This is a genomic window from Candidatus Vicinibacter affinis, from assembly GCA_016714365.1.
GTDB classification, from domain to species: domain Bacteria; phylum Bacteroidota; class Bacteroidia; order Chitinophagales; family Saprospiraceae; genus Vicinibacter; species Vicinibacter affinis.
Genome location: JADJNH010000006.1, coordinates 300,072 through 312,663, shown reverse-complemented (window position 1 = coordinate 312,663; position 12,592 = coordinate 300,072). Strand labels below are relative to the sequence as shown.

Here is a 12,592-nt window from a genome sequence, read left to right as displayed (position 1 = left end):
GCTCTCAATCCTTTAAAGTAACTTGCGAGATGTAAAGCAGTGTTTACAAAAACCGTTTTTTGTTATGGTGCTCTCAGCCCCTTATCAAGTTTGGTAGTGTTCTTTGAATGACAATCCATTTTGGTGGTTCGCCTTTGGCGAAACCCCGTTTAAGAGCTTATACGATAATTACTCAGAACCTTAACACTGCTTTCGTTTTATTCACTTTAAAATTTTAAGAAAATGAAAGAAAAAAAACAAAAGCATTTCCGATTATTTATCCTAACGCGGCAGGTATAGATATATCAAGCAAAGAACATTATGTAGCAGTTAATCCTGAATCCACTGAAAAACCAATAAGAGCCTTTGGCGCCTTTACTGAAGACTTACACGCCCTAGTTGTGTTTTTAAAAGAATGCAAAGTAGATACAGTTGCTATGGAAGCTACCGGTATTTACTGGGTAAGTTTATTTTTAGTATTAGAAGATGCGGGTTTTGATGTTGTATTAGTTACAGCTAAACATGTAAAAAATGTAAGAGGAAAGAAAACAGATGTTAGCGATGCTGATTGGATACGTCAATTACACAGTTGCGGATTATTATCTGCAAGTTTTCAACCCGATAAGTTTACTCGTAAATTAAGAGCATATATGCGTCATCGAAAAAATTTAATTGAAATGTCAGCTACACATATTCGCATGATGCATAAAGCTTTAGAACAAATGAATATTAAAATACAACATGTTATTGCGGATATTACAGGTAAATCTGGACAAGAGATTGTAAAATCCATCATAGCTGGTGAACGAAACGCAGAGATATTAGCATCTTGTTGCGATAGTAGAATTAGAGCCCATAAAAAAGAGGGTATTATAAAATCCTTAACGGGGGTTTGGAAAGAAGAACACGTTTTTGAACTAGAGCAAAGTTATTCAATATATCAATTCTATCATCTTTAAGCTAAAGGAATGCGATGCTAAAATAGAAGAGCATCTTCGTGAAAAATCCGGAGTAGATACATTTGTGGAGCCCCAAAAAAAGAAAAGAGTAATAAAAATAATTTGAATTTTAACGGAAAGGAAATGTTGTACGAACTAACGGGGACGGATTTAGCAGAAATTTTTGGGATTACGGAAACAAATGCTATAGAAATTATAAGCGAAGTCGGATTAGATATGAGTAAATGGCCAACGGTAAAACACTTTACATCATGGTTAAACTTAGCGCCGAATAATAAAATATCAGGAGGGAAAGTATTAAGTAGCCGGATTCCAAAAAAGAAAAACCACGCAGGTCAAATATTTAGAATGGCGGCGTTTGCCATACAGCGTAGCAAAAATTGGTTAGCGATGTTTTATAATCGTATAAAAGCAAAAAATGGGGCGCCAAAAGCAATTGTTGCGACTGCAAGAAAAATTGCGGCTATTTTTTATAAAATGGTAAAAGAAAGGGTTAAATTTAACCCAATACCAATCGAAAAATATATGGATGGGTTTAAAGAAAATCAAATTAAGAAGTTAAAACGACAAGCTAAAAACCTTGGTTTACAGATAGTTGAAATGTAGTTACTTAAGAGACAAAAAAGAACAATGATCATAAACCGGAATTTAGGACAACTTTAGTGAATATAGGGGTCCGTCAAACCGGTCCCTCCCTAATTTTTTGACTTGAGCCAAAATAGATTTCGATACCTCATCATATAGATATCGAAAGAGAAATTCATCCCGGCCTTTTTCATTTTAGCGTTAAGAAATGAAAACAGCCTTGATTTTTTTTGGTTCTTTTTTTAACCCATACTATGCATTAGGGTTTCGTTATGAAAGGCAAAAGACCAAAAAAGACAAGTGCTCCCGCAAGATTTTTTGACAAATCATAGTGGATTCTATGGTGCAGGAGAAAAATCGAGGAAGTGCTTGTATTTGAAGGTGTTTTGACTTGGAATAGAAATTCTAATGCATAGAATGGGTTTATTAAGACAAAAAAGAACAATCATAAAACGTTGGAATTTAGGACAACTTTAATGAATAACGGGGTCCGCCAAACCGGTTCCTCCCCAAATTTTTACCTTGAGCCAAAATATTTAACACTCAATTTGTGTTACCTTAGGCAGCGAATCACCTCATCCTGCGTTATCCCTTTAAATTATTTAGCCATTCTTTATGGACTTAAGCCTTAGCATATTATCTTCTGAATCCGAACTGATACAAGCCTGTATCAGAAAGGAAGAGTGGGCTCAGCAAAAAATCTATGAAGACAATTACAGGCAGTTGCTGGTAGTCTGTATGCGGTATGCAGCCAATCAGGAAGATGCACTGGACATTCTTCACGATGGTTTTTTCAAGATCTTCACCAACATAAGTTCCTATGTTCCCAATACTTCTCTGACAGCCTGGATGAGACGTATTGTGGTCAATACCAGCATAGACTATTACCGGTCTAAAAGCAGAAGACAAACCACTGATCTTGACGAAGCACAACACATCAATCATGGCTCTTCGAGTCCTGTTGATGCACTCACTTTGGAGGAAGTGATGAAGGCAGTTCAAAAACTTTCCTTAACCTACAGGTCAGTATTCAACCTTTACATCATCGAAGGTTATTCACATAAAGAAATTGCGGACATTCTTGGAATCACAGAAAGTACTTCACGATCAAACCTGGTTAAAGCACGACAAAAACTTAGAGAACTTTTAAATGTGGACCATGGAAAATAATCAGTTTGATCAGTGGATCAAAGAAAGTTTGAATCAGTATACACCAAAAGATGTAAAACCTGATTGGTCTGCAATGAAAGGGCGGTTACAGGAAGCCGACAAAGCCAATCAAAATTTTGATCAATCCATACGTGAAAAATTAAAGGCTGCAGAGACACACATTCCGGGTGCTGAATGGCAAGCCTACCATCAAAAACAAATCATATTTCGCCAGCGTCGTCGCAAAATTCTTACGACACGCGTTCTTGAATCCGTCATTATCTTGTTGTTGATTTGGACAGTGGACAGTATTGTGGTACCCGAAGTAATCAATTATCGTTCAGAAAAAAATAAGATCGCTTCCGGTCAAACGGCTTCATCAACTTTGGGAATTGCATCTGTCGAAAAATCTGCCGCTGAAGAATCTGTTGAAATTAAGAATTCCAATCTTAAAAATACTAAAACAGAATTTGTAAATGCACCTAAAGCTTCCTCAACAAAAATTCGCTCACCCAAAAAACAATCTTCCGCTCACAAGGCAAGTGTGACTGTTGCCACGAAAGAAATTATTCCAGGCAGTTTACTGGATAAAAATAAATCAGAGGACAATACCACTGAAGTCCTTCCTTCCAACCTCCCCGCTGAAGAATCTTCTCAATCAGAATCTTCTATAGACAAAGTTATAGAAGCTCCGCCAGCTGGTCCTCACAAGGAAATGATTCCTGATGGTTCCACGGCTACAGAAGTGTCTGATGAAATTATTAAGAGGGAGCTTATTCAACTTGAAACATTGTCAGCAAGTGCTCATCAATCGGGTATTTCAATCATGGATTTACCTGTGAGCTTTGCCTTGCCGGGAATAAAAAAAATGGCTGAATCTGCAACTACCGCATATTGGATACAGGGTTTTGCAGGAGGAGGCATAAATTTTATTGCGACACCCAAAGATGTCCATTTGAACCTGGCTTCCAGGAATTCGATTGGCTCGGCTTATGTCGGAGGATTATCTGTCCTTTTCGATCATCAAAGGTGGCTGCTGGAAACAGGAGTCACTTATGCATTTCTAAGCAATAAACCGGGTATCAAAAATATTTATGGCAATCTGGTAACAGGCTACTTCCAAAAACGATTTGTTCAGGCTAATTATTCACTCATCGATCTTCCTGTACTCATTCATCTCAAATGGTTGAAGTCAGGACCTTGGGAAATGAGTTCTTCGGGAGGAATGTCCATTACGGCTTGTGTGGATACCCGTTTTGATTTTGTAAAAGAAACTGCAGATAAAAATTCGACCCAGGGCATCTCGAATATTCCGAAAGAATCATTGCTGGATAACAAATCCTACATACATGGACTCACCCAGGACGATAGTTTTAGTGACAATTCATTTGCTAATTTAATTTTGGGTTCGAGATTAACTTATGTTTTACGACCGGACATGAATGTATTTACGAATGTCCAGTTTAAAAGAATGCTGAACCAAAATGGATTCGGTCCAAACGCCGATAAATACAATCAATTGTTGTGGAGTTTTGGAATACTTAAACGTTTGTAGTTCCTGGCTGAACTAAAAAAAATAGTTCAGGTCAATTTTCAAAGACCTGTTTGAAGAACTAACTAATCATTTTTCTAAATTTAGGGTAGTGTTTGTGATCCCCATTTGTTTGGGGATCTTTCATTATATGCAGCCAGAAAATGGAGTCGGGTAAATTTTATAGGGATTAAGAAGAAATTAAGCAACTTAATAACTGGATGACTGAACGATTTCCGCAAAGCGGAATGAAGCACGACAGTGCTTCAAGTGAAGGAACCGCGAAAGCGGCTAACGAGGAAATTAGAGAATTTGAAAATTAGCTAATTAGCTAATGGATGACTGACCGATTTCCGCAAAGCGGAATGAAGCACGACAGTGCTTCAAGGAAAGGAACCGCGAAAGCGGCATGAGGAAATACTTGTATTTAACGAAACAGCGAAAGCTGAATTTCTTTGACTTGGAATAGAAATTCTAATACATTATATGGGTTAGATCAGTTTTAGCGTTAAGAAATGAAAACAGCCTTGATTTTTTTTGGTTCTTTTTTGTATCAAGTTTATAACAGCGGCTCCGCTCTCAATCCTTTAAAGTAACTTGCGAGATGTAAAGCAGTGTTTACAAAAACCGTTTTTTGTTATGGTGCTCGCAGCCCCTTATCAAGTTTGGTAGTGTTCTTTGAATGACAATCCATTTTGGTGGTTCGCCTTTGGCGAAACCCCGTTTAAGAGCTTATACGATAATTACTCAGAACCTTAACACTGCTTTCGTTTTATTCACTTTAAAATTTTAAGAAAATGAAAGAAAAAAAAACAAAAGCATTTCCGATTATTTATCCTAACGCGGCAGGTATAGATATATCAAGCAAAGAACATTATGTAGCAGTTAATCCTGAATCCACTGAAAAACCAATAAGAGCCTTTGGCGCCTTTACTGAAGACTTACACGCCCTAGTTGTGTTTTTAAAAGAATGCAAAGTAGATACAGTTGCTATGGAGGCTACCGGTATTTACTGGGTAAGTTTATTTTTAGTATTAGAAGATGCGGGTTTTGATGTTGTATTAGTTACAGCTAAACATGTAAAAAATGTAAGAGGAAAGAAAACAGATGTTAGCGATGCTGATTGGATACGTCAATTACACAGTTGCGGATTATTATCTGCAAGTTTTCAACCCGATAAGTTTACTCGTAAATTAAGAGCATATATGCGTCATCGAAAAATTTAATTGAAATGTCAGCTACACATATTCGCATGATGCATAAAGCTTTAGAACAAATGAATATTAAAATACAACATGTTATTGCGGATATTACAGGTAAATCTGGACAAGAGATCATAAAATCCATCATAGCTGGTGAACGAAACGCAGAGATATTAGCATCTTGTTGCGATAGTAGAATTAGAGCTCATAAAAAAGAGGGTATTATAAAATCCTTAACGGGGGTTTGGAAAGAAGAACACGTTTTTGAACTAGAGCAAAGTTATTCAATATATCAATTCTATCATGCTAAGCTAAAGGAATGCGATGCTAAAATAGAAGAGCATCTTCGTGAAAAATCCGAGTAGATACATTTGTGGAGCCCCAAAAAAAGAAAAGAGTAATAAAAATAATTTGAATTTTAACGGAAAGGAAATGTTGTACGAACTAACGGGGACGGATTTAGCAGAAATTTTTGGGATTACGGAAACAAATGCTATAGAAATTATAAGCGAAGTCGGATTAGATATGAGTAAATGGCCAACGGTAAAACACTTTACATCATGGTTAAACTTAGCCCCGAATAATAAAATATCAGGAGGGAAAGTATTAAGTAGTCGGATTCCAAAAAAGAAAAACCACGCAGGTCAAATATTTAGAATGGCGGCGTTTGCCATACAGCGTAGCAAAAATTGGTTAGCGATGTTTTATAATCGTATAAAAGCAAAAAATGGGGCGCCAAAAGCAATTGTTGCGACTGCAAGAAAAATTGCGGCTATTTTTTATAAAATGATAAAAGAAAGGGTTAAATTTAACCCAATACCAATCGAAAAATATATGGATGGGTTTAAAGAAAATCAAATTAAGAAGTTAAAACGACAAGCTAAAAACCTTGGTTTACAGATAGTTGAAATGTAGTTACTTAAGAGACAAAAAAGAACAATGTGAATAAAAGGATGGAACTTAGGACAACTTTAGTGAAAAACGGGGTCCGCAAAACTGGTTTCTCCCCAAATTTTTGACTTGACCCAGAAAATGTTATTTGGTTTTTTAAAAACCAACATTGGCTTTTATCCGTTCATGATTTTAATTCAAAAAAATTTGCTTTCAATTTTTTGAAATCTAATATCCAACCAAAATTCATGAATAATTTATAAATGATTCTTTAACTTGAATCAGAAGATGGATGCTATTGAATAAAATAAATGGGTAAAACAATTACTCTTCTCCGAATTGCTTTTCTTCATGGAGTTTCTTAAACAGTGCCTCCAGACGATATACTTCGTCCAGCGTTTCATCCAGGTAAAAACGAAACTCAGGCATAAGTCGAAGCTGTTTCTTCAACCTTTGATGCATCGCCTGTTTTAAACGTGCATAGTGCTCTTCCATCATCAGGATCACCTCCTGTTTGTTCTCATAATTGTAAATGGATACATAAATTTTGGCAAGGCTCATGTCCGGACTCATCTTAACACCGGTAACCGTAACCATAGCGTCTTCATAAATGTACTTTCCCTCAGAAGAAAGGACCATACTGAAATTCCTTCGAATCAACTCAGCAACCTGTTTTTGTCTTATGGTTTCCATGATATCGGATTTAACGAATTTCTCTAAAGGGTATTGTTATTGGATGCGTAAAGGTAGGGAATAATCAAATTCATACCCGAAATTTGTAATTTGTCTAAGGCTTAAGCTTATTTTGCACGCAGAAATAAAATGAGTTTTCTTAAACCCGACAGTGCGATTGAATATCTGAAAGGGGTAGGCCCTCAAAGGGGTGCACTCCTGCGCAAACAGCTAAACATTCAGGATGTACAAGGCTTGCTATTCTATTTCCCATTTCGATACATTGATAAAACTCAGATACACCAGATCAAAGACATTGAATTCGACGGACAATGGGTCCAATTGAGGGTTCAGGCGATACGCATGGGGGATCGTGGTCAGGGAAGAGGTAAACCGTTGGTTGCTGCTGTCAAAGATGCTACCGGAGCTCTTGAATTGGTTTGGTTTAGGTCACAAAAATGGGTGGAGGACCATTTTTTAGCCGGAAAGACCTACCAGATTTATGGCAAAGTGCAGAAATCAGCCTATGGTTTTAGTATTTCTCATCCTGAGTTTGAGGAATATGACCCCACCCAGATCAAGCCCAATGCAGCTCGGTTCGAACCGGTCTATTCCAGTGGAGAAGCATTGGCTGCTGCTGGCCTGGACAGTAAGGGCATCAAGAGAATTGTAGAGTCGGCTTTTGCATCATTTGACCTTCAGGCCGTTGAAGAAAATCTTCCTGAATACGTTCGCACCAAATTCAAACTTTTGGGAAGGCAGGAAAGTCTTCGACTGATTCATTTTCCCACTCATCAGGACCAAATAAGGAAGGCACAGGAGCGATTCAGGTTTGAAGAGCTCCTCAGTTTTCAACTCAAAATCATCTCGGCCAAAATCCAGCGTCACCTCGTGGGTGGTGGATTCAAATTTCAACTATTGGGTGAACTTTTTGATCAGTTTTATCAGGAGAAATTGCCTTTTCAATTAACAGAAGCCCAAAAACGTGTCATCCGCGAAATCCACCACGATCTCAAGTCCGGAAAACAAATGAATCGCTTACTGCAAGGGGATGTAGGAAGCGGTAAAACCATTGTTGCATTAATGATCATGCTGATCGCCGCAGGAAATGGATTTCAGGCTTGCATCATGGCGCCCACTGAAGTATTGGCCAACCAACACTTTAAATCTTTCAAAGACCTGCTGAATGGATTGTCTATAAGAATTTGTTTGCTGACTTCAACAGTTAAAGGCAAGGACAGGCGCGAAGCCCTTGAAGGACTTGAATCGGGTCAAATTGCATTTGCCATCGGTACGCACGCATTAATTGAAGATAAGGTTAAATTCAATAATCTTGGTTTGGTAGTCATCGATGAACAACATCGGTTTGGTGTGGCGCAACGATCCAAACTATGGGCCAAATCCAAAGACCTACCGCCCCATATTCTGGTCATGACCGCGACTCCCATTCCCCGAACTTTGGCCATGACCATTTACGGGGACCTGGAAGTTTCGGTGATAGACGAACTGCCACCAAACCGTAAGGAGATTTATACCAGGCAGATTAAGGACATTCACCGAAGTGAGCTGATCAGATTCATGCGGGAAGAAATTGCCAAAGGGCGTCAGATTTACATTGTGTATCCGCTGATTGAAGAATCTGAAAAGGTGGATCTTGAAAATCTTCAGATGGGATATGAAAAACTCCTGACTTTCTTCCCTTTGCCTCAATACCGGATCAGTGTCGTCCATGGCAAACTTAAGCCCGCAGACAAGGATATGGAGATGAGGAGATTTTCTGAGGGGAGATCCCACATCATGGTTGCTACAACCGTGATCGAAGTAGGGGTAAATGTGCCTAATGCCAGCGTGATGGTCATCGAAAATGCCGAGCGTTTTGGATTGTCTCAATTGCACCAGCTGAGAGGTAGGGTAGGGCGTGGAGCGGAACAATCCTATTGCATTCTGATGACAGCAGACCGTCTGGGGGTAGAATCCAAAGCCCGCATGGACATTATGTGTCAAACCAATGATGGATTCAAAATTGCTGAAGAAGATCTGCGTCTGAGAGGCCCCGGAGACCTGAGTGGCACCAGACAAAGCGGACTGGTGGAGCTGAAAGTGTCAGATGTGGTAAGGGACAACCATATTCTCATTGCAGCCCGAAAACTGGCCGAAGCTGTTCTGGAAAGAGACCCATTGTTATCTCACCCGGCCAATCAATTGTTGAGAAAACTGTTGAGCACCGAAGAAGATGGTTTGAGTTGGAACAAGATCAGTTAAATAATTTTCAATATCTTATTTTGAAAACTATTATATTATAAAGCTCATATTTTTAAATTAAATTATTTATTTTCAATTTACAAAATATAATTTGGTGAAATTTTATCAACCTCGATGGGTGCGACACAACTTTCAAAAAAGAAAAAAGTCCAAAGAGTAGATACAATAAGCAGCATTTCTTAATATTGTGGGGTCTTATCCGAGTAGGTCAGACTTAATATCAAAAAAAATAAAAATCATGTTGTCAAAATTGCTTTTTTCCTTGTTAGCCATGTTTGTTTCCGTTTCATTTCTTATTGGTCAGAATAATTATCAGACTGCCATAGAAAAGAAAGACATTCGATCTGTGCAAAAATCGGATGTAGACGTCAATGCTCCATTTACCAGTGAAGGGCAGAGGCTGACTCCTTTATCCTACGCTGCTGTAAGAGCGGATGCTGAAATGGTTAGCGTATTGCTTAAAAAAGGTGCTTCCGCAAAAACGCTTGTGGATGGACAGGACGCATTGATGTTTGCTGCAAAAGGTGGCAACAGGGAATGTGTTGATTTAATTCTTGCTGCAGGAGCCAACGTCATGAATGAAAGTAAAGAAGGCAGGACAGCCAGAGATTTTGCAGTACAGGCTGGTCACTCAGATATTGCCATTACCTTAGAACAGGAAATGCAAAAAGTGGTTAACCAGGCTAAAGCCAAAAGAAACAAGAAATAGTTTAAAAAATATAAACGCAAACGAAAAGGAATCCAAATTTTGGGTTCCTTTTTTAATTTTACACCATGAGCTGGAAAATATTGATCAATGATGGAATGGAAGAGAGTGGGGTCAACGCCTTGAAATCTCTTGGCTTCGAGGTGGATACGCAAAAAATCCCACAGGAGGAATTATCTCAAAAATTACAGGATTACCAGGGCATCATCGTCCGCTCAGCGACAAAAGTGCGTCAGGAACTTATGGATGTTTGTCCCGGATTGAAATTTATTGCGCGCGGTGGAGTGGGCATGGATAACATTGACGTGAGTTATGCAAAAGAAAAAGGAATTGCGGTAATAAATACACCGGCTGCTTCTTCGCGCTCTGTCGCCGAACTGGCCATGGCCCACTTGCTTTCCATTACACGCGGCTTGCAGGACGCCAACAGACAATTTTCAGGAGGAGATCAATTTTCTGCATTGAAAAAGAAATGGTCCACTTGCTCTGAACTACAGGGAAAAACATTGTTGCTCTTGGGTTTCGGAAGAATTGGATCTGAGTTGGCTAAGATGGCCACTGCAATGGGAATGACCGTAATCGTAAATGATCCATATGTCGAAAAGGCAATTTTAAAAATTAAATTGGGAACTCAGGAAGTTGAAATCCAACTTCAGATGGTCTCCCGCGAAGAGGGTTTGCCTCTGGCTGATTACGTAAGTTTACATACGCCATATACCGGATCGGCACTGCTTGGAAAGGATGAATTTGCAATCATGAAGAAAGGATGTTTCGTAGTCAACACTTCCAGAGGTGAAAATATCGACGAAGACGCCTTGCTCAATGCATTGGATTCAGGAAAAGTTTCTGCTGCGGGCCTGGATGTGTTTCAAAATGAACCTCACATTAAAGAAGCCTTGATCCATCATCCGAAAATTTGCACCAGCGCTCATATTGGCGCCTCAACTCTGGAGGCACAAGAGAGAATTGCCGGCGAATTGGTGGACAAAATAAATGCATTGTTCCACTCGAATAATTAGGATTATTTCTCCAGCCACTTTTTTAGCTTAGAATTCTACAGATAAAATTTGAATTCTAATTGTATATTCATAAAGTGTTTGCTGCGATTTATTTTTGAAATCAACTGATGGGTATCTTATAATTTGGAATAAAAGTCAAGCATGGTTTGACTAACTTTTTCTGCCTCTTCCTCTTGCGGAAAGTGACCGCAACTTGGGAACCTTACAACTTCTGCATGCTTAAATTCTTTTAGAAATTTTTCAAGATAACTTGGTTTTATAAATGAATCCTTCATCCCCCAGATAAACAATGATGGTAATCCGGAAATTTGGCCTACACGAGCCCATAATTCATCAAACCATTTTTGGTCATTCAACAAAGAATGTGCAAAAGCCAACGGGCCTTTGCGTTCACTCCATTTTTTAAATGGACCGGTATATTGCCCATGCAATGAACGGGATAACTTTTTATCCCCAAAAGAATTTGGCAGTAAATAGTAAGGTGAAAAATTTAGGTATTTGTATAAAAAGGGGAGCAATGGACTTTTTAATATTTTGGAAAAACGTTGGAAGTCAGGATCACTTTCACTGTTCCACAACCAGGAGTTCAAAACTGTTACTGATTTAATCAATTCAGGATGGTTGATTGCGAAGTTCAATCCAATAGGTCCTCCAAAATCATGCACCACCAAATGAAATGGTCCTGGATTTAGATGTTGTATAAATGCATCAAGCGTGCCTGCATGATGGATTGTTTCATAAGGGTAGTTTGCTGGTTTGGTTGAAAGTCCAAATCCAATGTGGTCCGGAGCAATGCAACGATAATTTTTGGAGAGAAACTTGATTTGATTTCGAAAATCAAAACTCCAGGATGGAGTGCCATGAACAAATAGGATGGGGACTCCGACTCCTTCATCTACATAATGCATTTGTTGACCATTTAAACTGAAATATTTTTCGGCAAATGGGTATTCATTCTTATTTAACCAATTGGGCTGCATCTTTTTTTTTTGCAAAATTCTGCATAAGAAATGGAATGCATCTTGGTTTATACCAAGTTTAGATCTTGACACTGTTGAATAATTTGCTGAAGTTGGTGGGGTCAATACCTAAATAGGATGCTAAATATTTATGCGGGATGACATTCAGCAAGTGAGGACTTCTCTTACAAAATTTCAGAAATCGTTCCTCCATATTTAAAGTATTGCGCTCCAGGTGACGCTCAATTAATCCGCAAAGTATTTGTTCAGTCATTTTTCTGAACAATCGCTCAATGTTTTGCGAACGATCAAAAATTTTTTCAAGTTTATCTCGACTGATCACACTAAACTCACTGTCCGTCAGACAACATAAGTCATAGCGCGCAGGGGTCTGATTGAAAAATGAATCCGGTATGGCACAAAGCCCGGGAGAATAGGTAAAAGCCATGACGGTAGATTTTTCTTCAGTCTCAAAATAAGACATCTGATATCCGGATTGCACGAAATAGAGATTCTTTTGAATTTCTCCACTCCGTGTGAGAAAAGTTCCTTTTTTGGAATGAATGTGAACAAATTGGTCTTCCATGATTTGGAATTCATCCGGAGTTATTGGATGAAAAAGACAAAAAAATTCATAGAGATTCATGGTTCAAAAGTATTGAATAATTTCAAATACAC

General features: G+C 38.5%; 13 protein-coding genes. 10 read left to right on the top strand and 3 right to left on the bottom strand.

What is annotated here, in order from left to right:
* The first annotated feature begins 251 nt into the window (after positions 1-251).
* The 7 genes from IPJ53_14445 to IPJ53_14415 all read left to right on the top strand — a co-directional run bounded on the left by IPJ53_14445 (position 252) and on the right by IPJ53_14415 (position 6,320).
* A complete protein-coding gene (locus IPJ53_14445; GenBank protein MBK7800298.1) occupies positions 252-938 on the top strand; it encodes an IS110 family transposase in 687 nt (228 codons plus the stop codon).
* A gap of 123 nt (positions 939-1,061) precedes the next feature.
* The gene (locus IPJ53_14440; GenBank protein MBK7800297.1) at positions 1,062-1,544 is read left to right on the top strand and encodes an IS110 family transposase; all 483 of its coding nucleotides are present in this window, start codon (positions 1,062-1,064) and stop codon (positions 1,542-1,544) included.
* A gap of 594 nt (positions 1,545-2,138) precedes the next feature.
* A complete protein-coding gene (locus IPJ53_14435; GenBank protein ID MBK7800296.1) occupies positions 2,139-2,693 on the top strand; it encodes an RNA polymerase sigma factor in 555 nt (184 codons plus the stop codon).
* Positions 2,683-4,227, top strand: coding sequence for a hypothetical protein (locus IPJ53_14430; GenBank protein MBK7800295.1), 1,545 nt, complete (start codon positions 2,683-2,685; stop codon positions 4,225-4,227). The genes IPJ53_14435 and IPJ53_14430 overlap by 11 nt, the downstream gene beginning before the upstream one ends.
* Positions 4,228-5,000: 773 nt before the next feature.
* The gene (locus IPJ53_14425; GenBank protein MBK7800294.1) at positions 5,001-5,429 is read left to right on the top strand and encodes a transposase; all 429 of its coding nucleotides are present in this window, start codon (positions 5,001-5,003) and stop codon (positions 5,427-5,429) included.
* Between the two features lie 5 nt (positions 5,430-5,434).
* Positions 5,435-5,770: a hypothetical protein gene (locus tag IPJ53_14420; protein MBK7800293.1), complete on the top strand. Its 336-nt coding sequence runs from the start codon at positions 5,435-5,437 to the stop codon at positions 5,768-5,770.
* Positions 5,754-6,320: an IS110 family transposase gene (locus tag IPJ53_14415; protein ID MBK7800292.1), complete on the top strand. Its 567-nt coding sequence runs from the start codon at positions 5,754-5,756 to the stop codon at positions 6,318-6,320. The genes IPJ53_14420 and IPJ53_14415 overlap by 17 nt, the downstream gene beginning before the upstream one ends.
* Positions 6,321-6,620: 300 nt before the next feature.
* Here the strand turns inward: IPJ53_14415 and rbfA are convergent, their stop codons facing one another.
* On the bottom strand, positions 6,621-6,989 hold the full coding sequence (gene rbfA, locus IPJ53_14410) for a 30S ribosome-binding factor RbfA (protein ID MBK7800291.1): 369 nt from the start codon (positions 6,987-6,989) through the stop codon (positions 6,621-6,623).
* Between the two features lie 129 nt (positions 6,990-7,118).
* On the opposite strand from rbfA, the gene recG reads away from it, so the two are divergent.
* The 3 genes from recG (at position 7,119) to IPJ53_14395 (ending at position 10,955) form a co-directional block, all read left to right on the top strand.
* On the top strand, positions 7,119-9,230 hold the full coding sequence (gene recG, locus IPJ53_14405; GenBank protein ID MBK7800290.1) for an ATP-dependent DNA helicase RecG: 2,112 nt from the start codon (positions 7,119-7,121) through the stop codon (positions 9,228-9,230).
* Between the two features lie 238 nt (positions 9,231-9,468).
* Entirely contained in the window at positions 9,469-9,939 is a 471-nt protein-coding gene (locus IPJ53_14400; GenBank protein ID MBK7800289.1) for an ankyrin repeat domain-containing protein, read from the top strand.
* A gap of 65 nt (positions 9,940-10,004) precedes the next feature.
* Positions 10,005-10,955, top strand: coding sequence for a D-2-hydroxyacid dehydrogenase (locus IPJ53_14395; protein MBK7800288.1), 951 nt, complete (start codon positions 10,005-10,007; stop codon positions 10,953-10,955).
* A gap of 116 nt (positions 10,956-11,071) precedes the next feature.
* Here IPJ53_14395 and IPJ53_14390 read toward each other — a convergent pair whose 3' ends face one another.
* Both IPJ53_14390 and IPJ53_14385 read right to left on the bottom strand, forming a co-directional pair.
* Complete coding sequence (locus IPJ53_14390) at positions 11,072-11,935, bottom strand: alpha/beta fold hydrolase (GenBank protein ID MBK7800287.1); 864 nt, start codon at positions 11,933-11,935, stop codon at positions 11,072-11,074.
* Positions 11,936-11,993: 58 nt separating this feature from the next.
* Positions 11,994-12,560, bottom strand: a complete 567-nt coding sequence (locus IPJ53_14385) for a Crp/Fnr family transcriptional regulator (GenBank protein ID MBK7800286.1) — start codon at positions 12,558-12,560, stop codon at positions 11,994-11,996.
* Positions 12,561-12,592 lie beyond the last annotated feature (32 nt).